The sequence below is a fragment of the Streptomyces sp. NPDC047981 genome, from assembly GCF_040653315.1.
Lineage (GTDB): Bacteria > Actinomycetota > Actinomycetes > Streptomycetales > Streptomycetaceae > Streptomyces.
Genome location: NZ_JBEZNQ010000003.1, coordinates 56,718 through 74,412 on the forward strand (window position 1 = coordinate 56,718; position 17,695 = coordinate 74,412).

15 protein-coding genes are annotated in these 17,695 nt (G+C 72.2%); 5 read left to right on the forward strand and 10 right to left on the reverse strand.

Annotated elements, in window-relative coordinates; translation table 11 throughout:
- Positions 1-37 precede the first annotated feature (37 nt).
- Together dnaJ and hrcA are read right to left on the reverse strand one after the other, a co-directional pair.
- Positions 38-1,177 carry a molecular chaperone DnaJ gene (gene dnaJ / locus AB0E14_RS03075; protein WP_362411015.1) on the reverse strand — a complete coding sequence of 380 codons (1,140 nt, stop codon included), beginning with the start codon at positions 1,175-1,177 and terminating at the stop codon, positions 38-40.
- Positions 1,178-2,197 carry a heat-inducible transcriptional repressor HrcA gene (hrcA, locus tag AB0E14_RS03080; RefSeq protein ID WP_362411018.1) on the reverse strand — a complete coding sequence of 340 codons (1,020 nt, stop codon included), beginning with the start codon at positions 2,195-2,197 and terminating at the stop codon, positions 1,178-1,180.
- A gap of 159 nt (positions 2,198-2,356) precedes the next feature.
- Between hrcA and AB0E14_RS03085 the strand changes: the two genes are divergently transcribed.
- Positions 2,357-3,079, forward strand: coding sequence for an MBL fold metallo-hydrolase (locus tag AB0E14_RS03085; RefSeq protein WP_362411021.1), 723 nt, complete (start codon positions 2,357-2,359; stop codon positions 3,077-3,079).
- A gap of 10 nt (positions 3,080-3,089) precedes the next feature.
- Positions 3,090-3,890 (forward strand): DUF3097 domain-containing protein, encoded by an 801-nt coding sequence (locus AB0E14_RS03090; protein WP_362411024.1) that lies wholly within the window; start codon positions 3,090-3,092, stop codon positions 3,888-3,890.
- Positions 3,891-4,153: 263 nt separating this feature from the next.
- Here the strand turns inward: AB0E14_RS03090 and hemW are convergent, their stop codons facing one another.
- From hemW to lepA, 3 genes are all read right to left on the reverse strand, one after another.
- Positions 4,154-5,386, reverse strand: coding sequence for a radical SAM family heme chaperone HemW (gene hemW, locus AB0E14_RS03095; RefSeq protein ID WP_362411027.1), 1,233 nt, complete (start codon positions 5,384-5,386; stop codon positions 4,154-4,156).
- Between the two features lie 112 nt (positions 5,387-5,498).
- Positions 5,499-7,373 carry a long-chain fatty acid--CoA ligase gene (locus AB0E14_RS03100; protein WP_362411030.1) on the reverse strand — a complete coding sequence of 625 codons (1,875 nt, stop codon included), beginning with the start codon at positions 7,371-7,373 and terminating at the stop codon, positions 5,499-5,501.
- 246 nt (positions 7,374-7,619) lie between these two features.
- Positions 7,620-9,488, reverse strand: coding sequence for a translation elongation factor 4 (lepA, locus tag AB0E14_RS03105; protein WP_362411033.1), 1,869 nt, complete (start codon positions 9,486-9,488; stop codon positions 7,620-7,622).
- A 186-nt stretch (positions 9,489-9,674) separates the two neighbouring features.
- Between lepA and rpsT the strand changes: the two genes are divergently transcribed.
- Positions 9,675-9,941: a 30S ribosomal protein S20 gene (gene rpsT, locus AB0E14_RS03110; protein WP_137989361.1), complete on the forward strand. Its 267-nt coding sequence runs from the start codon at positions 9,675-9,677 to the stop codon at positions 9,939-9,941.
- A 474-nt stretch (positions 9,942-10,415) separates the two neighbouring features.
- On the opposite strand, the gene holA is transcribed toward rpsT, so the two are convergent.
- The gene (holA, locus tag AB0E14_RS03115; protein WP_362411036.1) at positions 10,416-11,402 is read right to left on the reverse strand and encodes a DNA polymerase III subunit delta; all 987 of its coding nucleotides are present in this window, start codon (positions 11,400-11,402) and stop codon (positions 10,416-10,418) included.
- 69 nt (positions 11,403-11,471) lie between these two features.
- On the opposite strand from holA, the gene AB0E14_RS03120 reads away from it, so the two are divergent.
- Positions 11,472-11,714: a hypothetical protein gene (locus AB0E14_RS03120; RefSeq protein WP_362411039.1), complete on the forward strand. Its 243-nt coding sequence runs from the start codon at positions 11,472-11,474 to the stop codon at positions 11,712-11,714.
- 18 nt (positions 11,715-11,732) lie between these two features.
- Here AB0E14_RS03120 and AB0E14_RS03125 read toward each other — a convergent pair whose 3' ends face one another.
- The gene (locus tag AB0E14_RS03125) at positions 11,733-12,557 is read right to left on the reverse strand and encodes an arylamine N-acetyltransferase (RefSeq protein WP_362411043.1); all 825 of its coding nucleotides are present in this window, start codon (positions 12,555-12,557) and stop codon (positions 11,733-11,735) included.
- Positions 12,558-12,673: 116 nt separating this feature from the next.
- Here AB0E14_RS03125 and AB0E14_RS03130 point away from each other — a divergent pair, with 116 nt between their 5' ends.
- Positions 12,674-13,141 (forward strand): pyridoxamine 5'-phosphate oxidase family protein, encoded by a 468-nt coding sequence (locus tag AB0E14_RS03130; protein WP_362411046.1) that lies wholly within the window; start codon positions 12,674-12,676, stop codon positions 13,139-13,141.
- Between the two features lie 13 nt (positions 13,142-13,154).
- Here AB0E14_RS03130 and AB0E14_RS03135 read toward each other — a convergent pair whose 3' ends face one another.
- The 3 genes from AB0E14_RS03135 to AB0E14_RS03145 form a co-directional block, all read right to left on the reverse strand.
- Entirely contained in the window at positions 13,155-15,674 is a 2,520-nt protein-coding gene (locus AB0E14_RS03135) for a ComEC/Rec2 family competence protein (RefSeq protein WP_362411049.1), read from the reverse strand.
- Positions 15,671-16,732, reverse strand: coding sequence for a ComEA family DNA-binding protein (locus AB0E14_RS03140; RefSeq protein WP_362411052.1), 1,062 nt, complete (start codon positions 16,730-16,732; stop codon positions 15,671-15,673). The genes AB0E14_RS03135 and AB0E14_RS03140 overlap by 4 nt, the downstream gene beginning before the upstream one ends.
- Positions 16,733-16,839: 107 nt before the next feature.
- Complete coding sequence (locus tag AB0E14_RS03145) at positions 16,840-17,685, reverse strand: DegV family protein (protein WP_362411055.1); 846 nt, start codon at positions 17,683-17,685, stop codon at positions 16,840-16,842.
- Between the last annotated feature and the right edge of the window lie 10 nt (positions 17,686-17,695).

Sequence of the window (17,695 nt, forward strand, 5' to 3'; positions counted from 1 at the left end):
GTTGAACGCGTCCTCGATGTCCGAGAACAGACCAGACCTACCGCCCGTTGAACGCGTCCTTCAACCGCGAGAACAGCCCCTGCTGACCCGGCTGGAACTGACCCGTCGGCCGCTCCTCGCCGCGCAGCTTCGCGAGTTCGCGCAGCAGTCGCTCCTGCTCGGGGTCGAGCTTCGACGGGGTCGTCACCTCGACGTGGACGATCAGGTCACCGCGTCCGCCGCCCCGCAGGTGCGTGATGCCGCGCCCGTGCAGCGGGATGGACTGGCCGGACTGGGTGCCCGGCCGGATGTCGACCTCTTCGAGCCCGTCGAGGGTCTGCAGCGGCACCTTCGTGCCGAGCGCGCCCGCCGTCATCGGGATGGTCACCGTGCAGTGCAGGTCGTCGCCGCGGCGCTGGAAGACCTCGTGCGGGACCTCGTGGATCTCCACGTACAGGTCACCCGCCGGGCCGCCGCCCGGGCCGACCTCGCCCTCGCCGGCGAGCTGGATGCGGGTGCCGTTGTCGACACCGGCCGGGATCTTGACCGTGAGCGTACGGCGGGACCGGACCCGGCCGTCGCCCGCGCACTCGGGGCACGGGGTCGGGACGACGGTGCCGAAGCCCTGGCACTGGGGGCACGGGCGGGAGGTCATGACCTGGCCCAGGAAGGACCGGGTGACCTGGGAGACCTCACCGCGGCCGCGGCACATGTCACAGGTCTGCGCGGAGGTGCCGGGCGCGGCGCCCTCGCCCGAACACGTCGTACAGACGACGGCCGTGTCGACCTGGATGTCCTTCGTCGTGCCGAAGGCGGCCTCGTTGAGGTCGATCTCCAGACGGATCATCGCGTCCTGGCCGCGCCGCGTGCGCGAGCGCGGTCCGCGCTGCGACGCCGTGCCGAAGAACGCGTCCATGATGTCCGAGAAGTTCCCGAAGCCGCCCTGGCCGAAGCCACCGGCTGCACCGGCGCCGCCGGACGCGGACAGCGGGTCGCCGCCGAGGTCGTAGACCTGCTTCTTCTGCGGGTCCGACAACACCTCGTACGCGGCGTTGATCTCCTTGAAGCGCTCCTGCGTCTTCGGATCGGGATTCACATCCGGGTGCAGCTCGCGGGCGAGCCGCCGGAATGCCTTCTTGATCTCGTCCTGGGACGCGTCGCGGCGTACGCCGAGTACGGCGTAGTAGTCCGTGGCCACTTACGACTCCGCCAGGATCTGTCCGACGTAACGTGCCACTGCGCGTACCGCTCCCATCGTTCCGGGGTAGTCCATGCGGGTCGGTCCGACCACGCCGAGTTTGGCGACTGCCTCGTCGCCCGAACCGTAGCCGACCGCGACGACGGACGTGGACGTGAGGCCCTCATGGGCGTTCTCGTGCCCGATCCGTACGGTCATGCCCGAGTCCTTGGCCTCGCCGAGCAGCTTGAGGAGCACGACCTGCTCCTCGAGCGCTTCGAGCACAGGCCGGATCGTGAGGGGGAAGTCATGGCCGAAGCGGGTGAGATTGGCGGTACCGCCGATCATCAGCCGCTCCTCGTGCTCCTCCACCAGGGTTTCGAGCAGGGTCGCGAGCACGGTCGAGACCGTCCCGCGGTCCTCCATCTCCTCGAAGGACTCCGGGAGATCCTGCACCAGCTGCGGCACGTCCGCGAAACGGCGGCCGACGACCCGGCTGTTCAGCCGGGCGCGCAGATCGGCGAGCGAGGTCTCGCCGAACGGCGCGGGGCAGTCGATGACGCGCTGCTCGACGCGGCCGGTGTCCGTGATGAGGACGAGCATCAGCCGGGCGGGCGCCAGCGAGAGCAGCTCCACGTGCCGGACCGTCGAACGGGTCAGCGACGGGTACTGCACGACGGCGACCTGCCGGGTCAGCTGCGCGAGCAGCCGGACCGTGCGCCCGACGACGTCGTCGAGGTCGACGGCTCCGTCGAGGAAGTTGTGGATCGCGCGCCGCTCGGGCGTCGACAGCGGCTTGACGCCGGCGAGCCGGTCGACGAAGAGGCGGTAGCCCTTGTCGGTCGGGATGCGTCCGGCGCTGGTGTGGGGCTGGGCGATGTAGCCCTCGTCCTCCAGGACCGCCATGTCGTTGCGCACGGTGGCGGGCGAGACGCCGAGCTTGTGGCGCTCCGTGAGCGCCTTGGAGCCGACCGGCTCCTCCGTCCCGACATAGTCCTGGACGATGGCGCGCAGCACCTCGAGTCTGCGTTCGCTGAGCATCGCGCCCACCTCCAGCTGTCGTTCGGTCGTATCGGTTGCTCCACATTTGGCACTCGCCCTGTCCGAGTGCCAGGAATCCCCCGGCCAGTGTACGGCGGCGGGCATCGCTCCTGGCAAGGAGGCCGCGTCGGAGCGCGTCCTTGCGGATAGCGTCGCGGTATGGATGTCGCTTGGGAAGACTTCGGCTGGGAGCGGCTCGCGGACGGTGTCGGTCGGCGCAGACTGCCCGGCTGGGACGCCACGGTGGGCCTGGTGGTGGGCGAGAAGGCCGTCCTGCTGTACGACACGGGCTCGACGCTCCGGGAGGGAACGGCGCTGCGGACCCAGGTGGAGTCGCTGACCGGGGGCCGAAGAGTGACACACATCGCACTCAGCCACCCCCACTTCGATCATGTCCTGGGCACGGCGGCCTTCGCGGGGGCGGAGGTGTACGGGGCGGTCGGCGTGGACGCGCTGCTGCGCCGGGAGGCGAGCGAGCTGATGGCGGACGCGGTACGGCACGGGGTGGACGCGTTCGCGGCGGCGGAGGCGGTGGACGTGCTGGTGGCGCCGCAGCACGTGGTCTCCGGCGAGTGGACGCTGGACCTGGGCGGCCGGCAGGTGCTGCTCGCGAACGTGGGCCCGGGCCACACGGCGCACGACCTGGCGCTCTTCGTCCCCGGTGGCCGGGAGGTCGTCTTCTGCGGGGACCTGGTGGAGGAGTCCGGGGAACCACAGGCGGGCCCGGACGCGATCCCGTCGCGCTGGCCGGACGCCCTGGACCGGCTGCTGGCCCTGGGCGGCGCGGACGCGGTGTACGTACCGGGCCACGGGGCGGTCGTGGACGCCGCGTTCGTGCGACGCCAACGCGAGGAACTGGCACGGCGCTTCGCCGTCGCATAACGTCACGCGAATGCGCAGCTACGACCCCGACCTGACGCCCCCGTGGAAGCGATCCGCCCCGGTGCCGGAGGTGCCGGCGGAGGTGGACCTCGTGGTGGAGGAGGTCTCGACGGGCTTCTGCGGGGCGGTGATCCGCTGCGAGGCGGGCACGGTGACCCTGGAGGACCGCTTCGGCAAGCACCGGGTGTTCCCGATGGAGCCGAGGGGCTTCCTCCTGGAGGGCAGGCCGGTGACGCTGGTGCGCCCGGCGTCCGGGCCGGCGCGGCCGACCCGCACCGCCTCCGGATCGATCGCGGTCCCGGGGGCGCGGGCTCGGGTGGCACGGGCGGGCCGGATCTACGTCGAGGGCCGGCACGACGCCGAGCTGGTCGAGCGGGTCTGGGGCGACGACCTCCGGATCGAGGGCGTGGTGGTGGAGTACCTGGAGGGCATCGACGACCTCCCGGCGATCGTGGCCGACTTCGCCCCGGCGGCGGACGCACGCCTGGGCGTCCTCGTCGACCACCTGGTCCCCGGCTCGAAGGAGTCCCGCATCGCGGCGCAGATCTCGTCACCGGACGTCCTGGTCGTCGGCCACCCGTACATCGACGTCTGGGAGGCCGTGAAGCCGGCCTCGCTCTCCATCCCCGCCTGGCCGACGGTCCCGCGCGGCCAGGACTGGAAGACGGGCGTCTGCGAGGCCCTGGGCTGGCCCCCGAACACGGGCGCGGCCTGGCAGCACATCCTGTCGAAGGTCCACAGCTACAAGGACCTGGAGCCGTCCCTGCTGGGCAGGGTGGAGGAACTGATCGACTTCGTCACGGCGCCGTAGCGGGGCCTGCCCGGCCGAACAGGTCTGTCCGGCCGGTCGGGTCTGCCCGGCCGATCAGGTCTGCCTGGCCGATCAGGGCCTGCCCGGCCGGTCGAGCCGGTCGGGCCAGATCAGGGCGAGGCACGGCGCCAGTCCTGCTCGGGCCGGTCGGGCCGGATCAGGGCGAGGCACGGCGCCAGTCCTGCTCGGGCCGGTCGGGCCGGATCAGGGCGAGGCAAGGTGCCAGGGCCCGCGCGCCCGGCCTGATCCAGAAACGCGGGGCCCTAGTCCACCAGGTCCCTGACCACCGCGTCCGCAAGGAGCCGTCCCCGGAGGGTCAGGACCGCGCGCCCCTCGCCGTACGCCACCTCGTCGAGGAGGCCGTCCGCGAGGGCCTTGCGGGACGCGGCGAGCCCGTCCGGGCGCAGGAGGTCCAGCGGGCACCCCTCCCGGAGCCGCAGCTCCAGAAGCACCCGCTCGACGCGCCGGTCCTCGGCCGAGAGGATCTCGCGCCCGGCACCCGGCGACCTGCCGGCGGACAGCGCCTGCGCGTACGCCCCCGGATGCTTCACGTTCCACCACCGCACGCCGCCCACGTGCGAGTGCGCCCCCGGACCGGCTCCCCACCAGTCGGCGCCGCGCCAGTACAGCTCGTTGTGCAGGCACCGCCCGGCCTCCGAGGTGGCCCAGTTCGACACCTCGTACCAATCGAAACCGGCCTCGGCGAAGACGGAGTCGGCGATCAGATACCGGTCCGCGTGCACGTCGTCGTCCGTCATCGGCACCTCGCCGCGGCGGATCCGCCGGGCCAGCTGTGTGCCCTCCTCGACGATCAGCGCGTAGGCGCTGACGTGGTCGGGCCCCGCCCCGATCGCCGCCTCCAGGGACGCCCGCCAGTCGTCGTCGGACTCCCCAGGCGTCCCGTAGATCAGGTCCAGGTTCACGTGGTCGAAGCCCGCCGCCCGCGCCTCGGCGACGCACGCCTCGGGCCTGCCCGGCGTGTGGGTGCGGTCGAGGACCTTCAGGACGTGCTGCCGGGCGCTCTGCATCCCGAAGGACACCCGGTTGAAGCCACCGGCCCGCAGCTCCTCGAGATACGCCTGGTCCACCGACTCCGGGTTCGCCTCCGTCGTCACCTCGGCGTCGTCCGCGAGCCCGAACTCGTCCCGGATCGCCCCCAGCATCCGTACGAGGTCCCCGGCGGCGAGCAGCGTCGGCGTACCGCCGCCGACGAAGACCGTCCGCACCGGGCGCGGGTCGTCGCCGAGCACCTTGCGGGCGAGGCGTATCTCCTCGGTCACCTGTCCCGCGTAGTTGTCCCGGGAGGCGAGCACGCCACCGGCACCGCGCAGCTCGCTCGCGGTGTACGTGTTGAAGTCGCAGTAGCCGCACCGCGTGGCGCAGTACGGCACGTGCAGATAGAACCCGAGCGGCCGCTCCCCGGCCCCTTCCAGGGCGTGCGCGGGCAGCGCCCCGTCCTCGGGCATGGGCTCACCATCGGGCAGTACGGAAGGCATGAGCCCATTGTCCCGTACCGCCCGAGCAAGCAGGCCGCCCTGTGGACAACCCTTGACGGACAGCCGTCAAGGGTCGTCCGTCAAGGATCCCGTCGACCGGAGACGGCCGGGGCTACGCCTCCCGCGCCCCCGCGTACATCTCCTCGATGAGGTCCTTGTACGTCCGCTCGACCACCGGCCGCTTCATCTTCAGCGACGGCGTCAGCTCGCCGTGCTCGACGTCCAGGTCACGCGGCAGCAGCCGGAACTTCTTGATCGTCTGCCACCGCTGCAGGTCCCCGTTGAGCCGGTCGATGTACCCCTGGACCATTTCCTGGGTCTGCGGGGCGGCGACGACCTCGGCGTACGACTTGCCCGCGAGGTCGTGCTCGGCGGCCCAGCCGAGGATGGCGGGCTCGTCGAGGGCGATGAGCGCGGAGCAGTAGTTCCGGTCGGCGCCCAGGACGACGATGTTGGAGACGAACGGGCAGACCGCCTTGAACCGGCCCTCGATCTCGGTCGGGGCGATGTACTTGCCGCCCGAGGTCTTGAACAGGTCCTTCTTGCGGTCGGTGATCCGCAGGTAGCCGTCTGCGGACAGCTCGCCGATGTCGCCCGTGTGGAACCAGCCGTCCGCCTCCAGGACCTCGGCCGTCTTCTCGGGCAGGCCGTGGTAGCCCTCCATGATGCCGGGGCTGCGCAGCAGGATCTCGCCGTCGTCGGCGATCCGGACCTCGGTGCCGGGCAGCGGCTTGCCGACGGTGCCGGTGCGGTACGCCTCGCCCGGGTTGACGAAGGAGGCGGCGCTGGACTCCGTCAGGCCGTAGCCCTCCAGGATGTGGATGCCCGCGCCGGAGAAGAAGTAGCCGATCTCGGGCGCCAGCGCGACGGAGCCGGAGACGGCGGCGCGCAGCCGGCCGCCGAAGGCGTCGCGGAGCTTCTTGTAGACCAGCGCGTCGGCGACCTTGTGCTTGGCCGAGAGGCCGAAGGGCACGGAGGCGGTACCGGTGCGGCGGAAGTTGTCCTGGCTGACCTTGGCGTACTCGCGGGCCACCCCGGCAGCCCACTGGAAGATCTTGTACTTCGCCGGGCCGCCCTCGCGCGCCTTGGCGGCGACGCCGTTGTAGACCTTCTCGAAGATCCGGGGCACGGCGGCCATGTACGTCGGCTGGACCACCGGCAGGTTCACGATGATCTTGTCGATACGGCCGTCGACGGCCGTGACGTGGCCGACCTCGATCTGGCCGGAGGTGAGCACCTTGCCGAAGACGTGCGCGAGCGGCAGCCAGAGGTACTGGACGTCGTCCTGGGTGACCAGGCCGGTCGCGGCGATGGCCTTCGCCATGTACGACCAGTTGTCGTGCGGGAGGCGGACGCCCTTGGGCCGGCCGGTGGTGCCCGAGGTGTAGATGAGGGTGGCGAGCTGCGTGGAGGTGATGGCCGAGACGCGCTCCTTGATGGCGTCGGCGTGCTTCTCCAGGTACGCCTTGCCACGGGCCTCCAGCTCGGCGAGGGAGAGGACCCAGTCGTCGCTCTCGACACCCGTGGCGTCGATGACGACGACGTGGTGGAGGCCGGGCAGGTCGGCGCGGGTCTCACGGGCCTTGGCCAGCTGGGCCGCGTCCTCCGCGATCAGCACCTTGGACTCGGAGTCGGCGAGGATGAACGCCGACTCCTCGGCGTTGGTCTGCGGGTAGACGGTGGTGACGGCGGCACCGGCACACATCACGCCGAGGTCGGCGAGGATCCACTCGACCCGCGTCGAGGAGGAGAGGGCGACCCGCTCCTCCGGCTGGACGCCCAGGTCCATCAGACCCGCGGCGATCGCGAAGACCCGCTCGGCGGCCTGTCCCCAACTGAGCGACTTCCAGTCGTCCGGGCCCTGGCCGTCGGCCGCCGGGACGGGGTAGCGGTAGGCCTCCGCGTCGGGAGTCCGCGCCACGCGCTCAAGGAAAAGGTTCGCCACCGAGGGCGGCCGGTTCTCGATCTGGGTCTGTGTGTCGCTCACGACGTCCTCCGGGCGGCGGCGGTGCGTTCTGGCGGTGCGTTCCATGCGTACTAACTCGCGAGTAACCTTCGAGCCGCGATCAGAGTAAGGCGCCGGGGTCCGGCGCGTAAGAGGCTGCGGGCCGCCTCTTCATACCCGGTTGATAACAGAACCAAAGACGAACGGGCCCCCGCACTGCCGGTGCGGGGACCCGTTCGACGCATCCGGTCGGACGCGGGGGACGGATGGTCCGTCGGCCGGTTCTTCCTACTTCTTCGCCTTGCCGCCGGACTCGTCGCTCGACAGCACGGCGATGAAGGCCTCCTGCGGGACCTCCACCGAGCCGACCATCTTCATCCGCTTCTTGCCTTCCTTCTGCTTCTCCAGCAGCTTCCGCTTACGGGAGATGTCACCGCCGTAGCACTTGGCGAGGACGTCCTTGCGGATGGCGCGGATGGTCTCGCGGGCGATGACCCGGGAGCCGATGGCGGCCTGGATCGGCACCTCGAAGGCCTGCCGCGGGATGAGCTCGCGCAGCTTGGCGACGAGCCGCACACCGTAGGCGTACGCGGCGTCCTTGTGGGTGATGGCGGAGAAGGCGTCGACCTTGTCGCCGTGCAGCAGGATGTCGACCTTGACCAGGCTGGAGGTCTGCTCGCCGGTGGGCTCGTAGTCGAGGGAGGCGTAACCGCGGGTCTTGGACTTCAGCTGGTCGAAGAAGTCGAAGACGATCTCGGCGAGGGGGAGGGTGTAGCGGATCTCCACCCGGTCCTCGGAGAGGTAGTCCATGCCGAGGAGAGTGCCGCGCCGGGTCTGGCACAGCTCCATGATCGCGCCGATGAACTCGCTCGGGGCGAGGATCGTGGCCCGCACGACGGGCTCGAAGACATCGTTGATCTTGCCTTCGGGGAACTCGCTCGGGTTGGTGACGACGTGCTCACTGCCGTCCTCCATCACCACGCGGTACACGACGTTCGGGGCGGTGGCGATGAGGTCGAGACCGAACTCGCGCTCCAGGCGCTCCCGGATCACGTCCAGGTGCAGCAGGCCGAGGAAGCCGACGCGGAAGCCGAAGCCGAGGGCGGCGGAGGTCTCCGGCTCGTAGACCAGCGCGGCGTCGTTGAGCTGCAGCTTGTCGAGGGCGTCGCGCAGCTCGGGGTAGTCCGAGCCGTCGAGCGGGTAGAGCCCGGAGAAGACCATCGGCTTGGGGTCCTTGTACCCGCCGAGCGGCTCGGTCGCCCCCTTGCTCAGGCTGGTGATCGTGTCACCGACCTTGGACTGCCGGACGTCCTTCACACCGGTGATCAGGTAACCGACCTCGCCGACGCCGATGCCGTCGGACGGAGTCATCTCGGGGGACGAGACGCCGATCTCGAGGAGCTCGTGGCTGGCGCCGGTCGACATCATCTTGATGCGCTCACGCTTGTTGAGCTGCCCGTCGACGACACGGACGTACGTCACGACGCCCCGGTAGGAGTCGTAGACGGAGTCGAAGATCATCGCGCGGGCGGGCGCGTCGGCGACACCGACGGGGGCCGGCACGGACGCGACGACGCGGTCGAGCAGCGCCTCGACACCGAGACCGGTCTTCGCGGAGACCTTGAGCACGTCCGCGGGGTCGCAGCCGATGAGGTTGGCGAGCTCCTCGGAGAACTTCTCCGGCTGCGCGGCGGGCAGGTCGATCTTGTTCAGTACGGGAACGATGGTGAGGTCGTTCTCCATCGCGAGGTACAGGTTCGCGAGGGTCTGCGCCTCGATGCCCTGGGCCGCGTCGACGAGCAGGATCGTGCCCTCGCAGGCCGCCAGGGACCGCGAGACCTCATAGGTGAAGTCGACGTGCCCGGGGGTGTCGATCATGTTGAGGATGTGGGTCTTCCCCTGACCCTCGCCCTCGGTGGGCGCCCAGGGAAGACGGACCGCCTGGGACTTGATCGTGATGCCGCGCTCGCGCTCGATGTCCATCCGGTCGAGATACTGGGCGCGCATCTGCCGCTGGTCGACCACACCGGTCAGCTGGAGCATCCGGTCGGCGAGTGTGGACTTGCCGTGGTCGATGTGCGCGATGATGCAGAAATTGCGGATCAACGCAGGGTCGGTACGGCTCGGCTCAGGCACGTTGGTAGGAGTCGCGGGCACGCAAGGTCTCGTCTCGGGGCGATGGTCGGTTGGATACGTAGGCTCCATCGTCCCACGAGTGGGAGCCGCCGCTCGGTTTGGGCGGAGCTTATAGGCCCTGATAACGTGGACAGCTGTGTCACGTGCGCCCTCTCAGCGATGTGTACACACCTCAGAAACAACACCGAACCTGAAAAGGCTCTTTTCGTGGCGAACATCAAGTCCCAGATCAAGCGGAACAAGACGAACGAGAAGGCGCGCCTGCGCAACAAGGCCGTCAAGTCCTCGCTCAAGACCGCGATCCGCAAGGCCCGCGAGGCCGTCGCCGCGGGTGACGTCGAGAAGGCCGTCGTGGCTTCTCGCGCCGCCTCCCGCGCGCTCGACAAGGCTGTCTCGAAGGGTGTCATCCACAAGAACGCCGCCGCCAACAAGAAGTCGGCGCTGGCCACCAAGGTTGCCGCTCTGCAGGGCTGAGCCCCTCTGATGTAACGCCGGACGGGACCCAGCGGGCCCTCTACCCCGCTCCCAACCGGCACCCCGGACTCGCGCGCGACACGCGTTCGCCACGCGTGCACGAGCCCACCAGCACACGCCGAAGGCCCCGAGCCTCCTTCCCCAGGAGCCCGGGGCCTTCGCCGTACCCGTACACCGCCGGCTGCCCGCGCCACACCCGCCGAGGCCCAGCAAGGCCTTGCCCCAAGCCCGGACCAGGCAGGCCCCGCCCGAACGCGCGGGCGAAGCCACCCGCGCCTGGCAAGGGCTCGGGCCAAGCCCGAACCAGGCAGGCCGCGCCCCAACGCGGGGGCGAAGCCACCCGCACCCGGCAGGGGTCGGGGGCGCAGCCCCGATCCGTTCAGCCCCCACCAGCCCCCGGCAGGGTTTCGGGAAGGGGCGGGGTGGGGGGAATCGCCCGAACGGAACGGACCCGCACCCGCAACGCGCCCAGTCCTAGCGCCTCATCCTCGCCGCCCGAGCCACCGCCACCACCGCCTTCTCCAGCGCGTACTCCGGGTCGTCCCCCCCGCCCTTCACACCCGCGTCCGCCTCCGCCACAGCGCGCAGCGCGAGCGACACCCCGTCCGGCGTCCAGCCCCGCATCTGCTGCCGCACACGGTCGATCTTCCACGGCGGCATCCCCAGCTCCCGCGCGAGATCCGCCGGCCGCCCACCCCGCGCCGACGACAGCTTGCCGATCGCCCGGACGCCCTGCGCGAGCGCGCTTGTGATCAGGACGGGCGGGACGCCGGTCGAGAGCGACCAGCGCAGCGCTTCGAGCGCCTCCGCCGCCCGCCCCTCCACCGCACGGTCGGCCACGTTGAACGACGACGCCTCCGCCCGCCCCGTGTAGTACCGCCCGACGACCGCCTCGTCGATCGTCCCCTCCACGTCCGCCGTCAGCTGCGACACCGCCGACGCCAGCTCCCGCAGATCGCTGCCGATCGCGTCCACCAGCGCCTGGCACGCCTCGGGCGTCGCCGACCGCCCCAGCGACCGGAACTCCTGCCGTACGAACGTCAGCCGCTCCGCCGGCTTCGTCGTCTTCGGGCAGGCCACCTCCCGCGCGCCCGCCTTCCGCGCCGCGTCCAGGAGGCCCTTCCCCTTGGCGCCGCCGGCGTGGAGCAGCACGAGCGTGATCTCCTCGACGGGCGTGTCGAGATACGCCTTGATGTCCTTGATCGTGTCCGCGGACAGGTCCTGCGCGTTCCGCACGACCAGCACCTTGCGCTCGGCGAAGAGCGACGGACTCGTCAGCTCGGCGAGCGTCCCCGGCTGGAGCTGGTCGGAGGTGAGGTCCCGTACGTCCGTGTCGGCGTCGGCGGCCCGGGCGGCCGCCACGACCTCCTGGACCGCGCGGTCGAGGAGCAGGTCCTCCTGGCCCACGGCGAGCGTGACGGGGGCGAGGAGGTCGTCGTTCGAATTCTTCCTGGTGGCCATCCCGACCAGCATCCCACGCGCCACTGACACCCATCCCCGGCATCCGCCCCCATGCCCGAGAATGACGGGGTGAGTGAACGACACGTACTGGTACTGCCCGACCGCGACGCCGCCGAGGAGGTCGCCGAGGAGCTGCCCGCCCGCTTCGCAGTCGTCGAGGAGCCCCAACTGGTCAGGGACGCGCTGGCCGGCGAGGACGACGCCGAGGACGCGCAGTGGCTGGTCGTCGTCGAGGACCCGGAGGGCCGGCTCGACTCGTCGGCCCTGGACGAGCTGGCGGCCGAGTACGAGGGCTGGCTGGAGGCCCCGTAGGCGTGGCCGCGTCCGCGCCTACGCGCGCGAGACGGTCGGCAGCTCGGCGAGCTCGATGCCGAACAGCTCCCGGTACGCGGTCCTCACCTCCTCCTCGCCTTCGAGCATCCGCTCGGTCAGCTCGCCGTGCACGTGCGTGACGAGCTTGTGGCCGCTGAGAGTGACCCGGCCCTCGTCGGTGAGCCGGGTGCAGACGAGGGAGCGGGTGAAGTGCGAGTCCGGTGAGGTGCGGTGGTACCAGGCACCCGCCGTGAAGTCGGCGAGCACCCGCGGTCGTGTCTCCAGCCGGTACTGCGGCTTGCCGTTCCGCAGCACGTCCAGGTCGCCCTCCTCGGTCTCCACGACCCGGAACGTACCGGCGGGGTCGGTCTGGTCGCCCCGCTCGTCCAGCGCCACCGGGAAGTGGCTGTGCTCACCGAACCCGACGTCCGCGAGCCACCGCCCCTCCGGCTCCGACCCCCTCTCCGTCTCCACCACCATCGCCATGTGGTCGTACGGAATCCCCAGCCGGCCGCCCTCACCGAAGACGCGTGCCTGCACGAGCGTGACGCCGAAGCCGAGTGACCGCAGCAGCGCGGCGAACGTGCCGTTGATCTCGTAGCAGAAGCCACCCCGCCTCGCCCCGACGACCTTGTCGAGCAGCGCCTTCTCCTCCAGGACGATGTCCTCGCCGAGGTGGATCGAGAGATTCTCGAAAGGAACCGCCTTCAAGTGCCGCAGATGCAGGTCGCGCAGGGCGGTCGCGTCGGCGCGGTCCGGTCGCTCGGCACCGATGCGCCGCAGGTACGCCTCGACGGACGAGTCGACGGGGACGTCCGGGCTCTGCCGGGTGTGAGTGGTCATGAACCGAGTCTGCCGCTCCGTCCCCCCGCACGCCCATGAGTCCCTGGACTTAGGCCTGTTGCCCGAGGTCCGACGACCGAGGCGGCACCCGCCCCGCCCCGGCTACCGTGCCGGTCATGACCGATCATGAACCGCCCGGCCCCAGCCCGCGCCCCCGCGCCCAGCGCAAGCGGGACGTCCTCGACCGGCTCGCGAAGGAGGAGGACATCTGGGTCGCGACCGCCTCCACCGATGGCCGGCCGTGCCTGGTGCCGCTGTGGTTCCTCTGGGACTCGGGGAGCCTTCTCTTCTGCACGAAGCGGAGCAACCCCACGGCCCGCAACCTCACGCCGAGCGGCGCGGTCCGGCTCAGCCTCGGCCACACCCGGGACGTCGTGCTGATCGAAGGCACGGCCGAACCGGTCGAGGGCGCCGACCTGCCGACGGCCTCGGCGGACGCCTTCGCGGCCAAGCTGTCCTGGGATCCGCGTGGCTCCACCGACTGGGTCTACTTCCGCGTCACCCCCGAAACGGTCAGAGCCTGGCACGAGCAGCACGAACTCGCGGGCCGCCTGCTGATGCGCGACGGCCGGTGGCTGGTCTGAGGGCCGCACGGCCCTACGGACTCGGTACGGCCATCAGGCCCGGCCCCGCCCCCGTCACCGCGACGGCGCCGTCCCGGTCCGTCCGCAGCACCTCCGCTCCCCCGGCCCGCAGCGCCTCGACCGTCGCCGGCGCGGGATGGCCGTACGGGTTGTCCCGTCCGGCCGACACCAGCGCGAGCCGCGGCCGGACCGCCCGTATCAGCCCGGGGTCCTGGTAGGCGGAGCCGTGATGGGCCACCTTGAGCACGTCCACCGGGCCGAGCGCGGGGTGGGCCCGCAACAGCCCTTGCTGGGCGGGGGGTTCGAGGTCTCCCAGGAGCAGCAGCCTCAGCCCCTCCCGGGTCCGGACGAGCAGCGTGACGCTCGCGTCGTTCGGACCGGACTCCGCCGGCGTGACCGCCCCCGGCCTCCCCACCGGCCACAACACCTGCCACTCCAACGGACCCAGTCGTCTCCGCTCCCCCGGCCACGCCCGGACGACGGGCACCCCCGCCGCCCCGGCCGCGCGGCGCACAGCCGCCGCCTGCGCCGGGGGCTCCTCGAGGCCCGTCGTCTGGATCGCCCCGACCGACCGGCCCCGCAGGACCCCCGGCAGCCCGGCGACGTGGTCCGCGTGGAAGTGCGTCAGGACGAGCAGCGGGATCCGCCGGACTCCGAGATCGTGCAGGCAGCGGTCCACCAGGTCCGGGTCGGGCCCCGCGTCCACGACGACGGCCGCGTCCCCTCCCGCCGCGAGAACGGTCGCGTCGCCCTGCCCCACCTGGCACATCGCGAACGTCCAGCCCGGTGGCGGCCAGCCACTGACCAGCCGGGTCAACGGCGGAGGGCGTACCACCGCGAGGAGGAGCAGGACGACGCAGCCCACCGCCACCCTCCGCCGGTACGGCAGCCTCCACGCCCCGAGCACCACCAGCCCGAAGAGCCCGGCGAGAAGGAGCCCGCCCCACCAGCCACCGGGCCAGCCGGCCTCCGCCCCGGGCAGCGCGGCACCCGCCCGGGCCACCCCGGCGATCCACCCGGCGGGCCAGGCGGCGACCCCCGCCACCAGCTCCGCCGCGGGGAGCCAGAGCGGGGCCAGCGCGAGCGCGGCGAACCCGAGCACCGTCGCCGGTGCCACGGCCACCTCGGCGAGCAGGTTGCTGGGAATCGCGACCAGGCTCACCCGCGCGGCGAACACCGCCACCACGGGCGCGCACACGGCCTGGGCCGCCAGGGCCGCCGCCAGCGCCTCGGCGAGCCTGCCCGGCACCCCACGCCGCCGTAGCGCGTCACTCCAGCGCGGCGCGATCGTGAGCAGCGCCCCGGTGGCCAGGACCGAGAGCAGGAAGCCGTAGCTCCGCGCCAGCCACGGGTCGTAGAGCACCAGCAGGAGCACGGCTCCGGCCAGCGCGGGAATCAGCGACCTGCGTCGGCCCGTGGCGATGGCGAGCAGCGCGACCGAGCCGCAGGCCGCCGCCCGCAGCACGCTCGGATCCGGTCGGCACACGACCACGAAGGCGAGCGTCAGGCCTCCGCCGATGAGGGCGGTGGCCCGCAACGGAAGCCCGAGCCGGGGCGCGAGCCCGCCCCGCTCCACCCGCATCGCCGCCCCCGGCCGCCCGATCAGCAGGAGCAGGACGCACGTGAGGTTCGAACCGGAGACCGCGAGCAGGTGCGTGAGGTCGGTGGCTTCGAAGGCGTCGTTGAGATCCTGGTCGATCCGGGAGGTGTCACCGACGACGAGCCCGGGCAGCAGCGCCCGCGCGTCACCGTCGAGATCCTCGGTCGCGCGGCGCAGCCCCGCCCTCAGCTCCCCGGCCGTGCGCTGGGCACTGCTCGGCGGACCGGTGATCCGAGGTGGCCCGGCTCCTTCGACGCGCAGCACCGCCGCGAACCTGTCTCCCGGCCGCATCGGAGGCGCGAGCCGTGCGGAGAGCCGCACCCGGGTCGACGGCAGCAGCCGCAGCCACTCCCGCTGGGCCTCCCCGGCCGGGACGATCACCAGGACCGGAGTCCGGGTCCGGTGCGCGGCGCCGCCCGCCGCCTCGACACGGGTGGCCCGAGCGTCGAGGACGACGGACACCGGGGCCGTCCTGTCGCCCCGGATCCGGGGCCGGGTGAGCCGCGGATCGGAGGTGACCGTGACTTCCGCTGCCACCCGTGCGTACTCCTCCGCGAGCCCGGGCACAGGCCCTCGCCGCAGGTCCGCGGCGTGCAGCCCGCCCGCCGCGGCACCCGAGGCCGCGCAGAGCAGCACCGCCGCCCCCGCGGTCCCCCGCAGCCACCACCCGGCCCCCTCCCGACCGGCGGGACGACGCCCACCACGCCCCGACCGCACGCGGACCGAAGCCATCAGGGCTGCCGCCCCCGCCAAGCAGACGAGCACCCCCGCACACACCCACCACCCGGCCACGCCGACCGCCGCCCCGGCCGCTCCCCAGGCCGCCAACGCGGGCGGAACGAGCCGGAGATCGGCGGGCCCGTCCTCCTCGGCCGGCCGTCCGGGCCACGACGTCGGGACGGACTCCTCATCCGCCACCCGGCGCGCGTTCATGGCCGCACCAGCGGCGCGAGGTCCGCGAACCTGCGCTCTCCGATGCCATTGACCTCGCGCAGCTCGGCCACCGACCGGAATCCGCCGTGCTCCGCGCGGTGGTCGACGATGTGCTGAGCCAGCACCGGTCCCACCCCGGGCAGGGTGTCGAGCTGCTCCACCGTCGCCGTGTTCAGGCTCAGCGGTGCCGCGCGCGTGCCGGCGGCCGCTCCCGCGCCTCCTCCCCCGCCGGCTCCCGGCGCGCCGCCCATCACCACCGGCGGCGTCACTCCGACCGCGACCTGTTCGCCGTCCGACAGGACGCGGGCGCGATTGAGTCCGGTCAGGTCCGTTCCCGGCCGGGCCCCTCCGGCCGCCCGCAGCGCGTCGGCGACCCGCGAACCGGCCGGCAGCGTCAGCACCCCGGGCCGCCGTACCTTGCCGCTCACGTCGACGACCACACCCGGCGGCGACGCCTCGGGCACCGGGGCCCCGTGGGTCGGAGTCACCGGATCGCCGTGGGCCGGCCCGGTCCGCGGCGGCGGCACCGCGTGCACGATCTCCGGCGCCCTGACCGCCTCGGGCCTGCCGGTCCAGAAGTGACGCCCGGCGAATCCGGCGGCCACGACGAGGATCACGGCCAGCGCGGCCAGGGTCCGCGGTTCGAGGCCGCACCGGGTCTGCACCCACAGCGGCAGGCGATCACCGAGCGCCGACCGCAGCCGCACCCACCGCCCCGAAGCCGCCCGCTCCCTCTGGGGGCCGGTCGGCTCGACCGCCTCCGCCGCTCCCCATTCCGCCAGTCGCCGAGGCGTCGCTGCCGTGCGCTCGGCAGCGGGCGCGCCGGCGGCGGAGAAGAGTGCCTCGCCCCGCCGCCGTACGGCCGCGCCGTTCGCCGCGACCGCGCGCCTGCCCCGTGCCCGTGCGGGAGGCGAGCCACGCCCCCGGATCCGTGTGCGCCTGTCCGATCCGGGAGGGCGACCGGGACCGCTGGACGCGCCTCGGACAGTCCGACGAGCGGTGGAACGTGTGGAGTTGGATACGGAGGGACGGGTTGCGAGATGTGTGCGAAGAGCCATGGACAGGACGGTAGGCACATCCGTCCGAATCCGCTGAGACCCCTCGATTTCCGTGGACAGAGGCCCAGTTGTGGAAAAACCCGTCACTCACACGAGGGATGGACGCGTCAGCGGGGCGCCACGACAACCGCGAGGAGTCCGGGCCCGGTGTGCGCCCCGATCACCGCGCCCACCTCGCTGACCTGCAACTCCTCAAGTCCCGGTACCCGTTCGCGCAGTCGCTCGGCGAGCGCGGCGGCCCGCTCGGGAGCGGAGAGGTGGTGCACGGCGACATCGACCGGTCCTGAGCCGGCCCGTTCCACCGCGATCTCCTCGAGGCGGGCGATGGCCTTCGACGCCGTCCGCACCTTCTCGCGCAGCTCGATCCGGCCTCCGTCGAGCTGGAGCAGCGGCTTGACGGCGAGGGCCGACCCGAGCAGTGCCTGCGCGGCGCCGATCCGCCCGCCTCTGCGGAGGTACTCGAGGGTGTCGACGTAGAAGAAGGCGGAGGTCCCCGCGGCCCGCTTCTCGGCGGCGGCGACGGCCTCGTCGATCGAGCCGCCGGCGTCCACGACCTCCGCCGCCGCCAGCGCGCAGAAGCCGAGGGCCATCCCCATCATGCGGGTGTCGACCACCCGGACCGGTACGGGGGCGTCCTTGGCCGCCACCACGGCGGCGTCGTACGTGCCGGACAGCTCCCCGGACAGGTGCAGCGAGACGATGCCCGTGGCGCCCGCCTCGGCCGCCGCGCGGTACGTCGCCGCGAAGACCTCGGGCCCGGGCCGCGAAGTGGTCACCGGGCGGCGCTTGTGCAGCGCCTGGGTCAGCTGACGAGCCGAGGCCTCGGTCCCCTCCTCGAGCGCCTCGTCGCCGATGACGACGGTGAGCGGGACAGCGGTGATGCCGTGCCGCTCCATCGTCTGGGGTGGAAGGTAGGCCGTGGAATCGGTGACGATCGCGACATGCCGGGACATGAGCGGGAGG

What these genes read in the sequence shown, in the direction of transcription:
- hrcA (WP_362411018.1), bottom strand. Translation starts at nt 2,197, where the DNA reads ATGCTCAGCGAACGCAGACTCGAGGTGCTGCGCGCCATCGTCCAGGAC.
- AB0E14_RS03085 (WP_362411021.1), top strand. Translation starts at nt 2,357, where the DNA reads ATGGATGTCGCTTGGGAAGACTTCGGCTGGGAGCGGCTCGCGGACGGT.
- AB0E14_RS03090 (WP_362411024.1), top strand. Translation starts at nt 3,090, where the DNA reads ATGCGCAGCTACGACCCCGACCTGACGCCCCCGTGGAAGCGATCCGCC.
- hemW (WP_362411027.1), bottom strand. Translation starts at nt 5,386, where the DNA reads ATGCCTTCCGTACTGCCCGATGGTGAGCCCATGCCCGAGGACGGGGCG.
- holA (WP_362411036.1), bottom strand. Translation starts at nt 11,402, where the DNA reads ATGGCCACCAGGAAGAATTCGAACGACGACCTCCTCGCCCCCGTCACG.
- AB0E14_RS03125 (WP_362411043.1), bottom strand. Translation starts at nt 12,557, where the DNA reads ATGACCACTCACACCCGGCAGAGCCCGGACGTCCCCGTCGACTCGTCC.
- AB0E14_RS03130 (WP_362411046.1), top strand. Translation starts at nt 12,674, where the DNA reads ATGACCGATCATGAACCGCCCGGCCCCAGCCCGCGCCCCCGCGCCCAG.
- AB0E14_RS03135 (WP_362411049.1), bottom strand. Translation starts at nt 15,674, where the DNA reads ATGAACGCGCGCCGGGTGGCGGATGAGGAGTCCGTCCCGACGTCGTGG.
- AB0E14_RS03140 (WP_362411052.1), bottom strand. Translation starts at nt 16,732, where the DNA reads ATGGCTCTTCGCACACATCTCGCAACCCGTCCCTCCGTATCCAACTCC.
- AB0E14_RS03145 (WP_362411055.1), bottom strand. Translation starts at nt 17,685, where the DNA reads ATGTCCCGGCATGTCGCGATCGTCACCGATTCCACGGCCTACCTTCCA.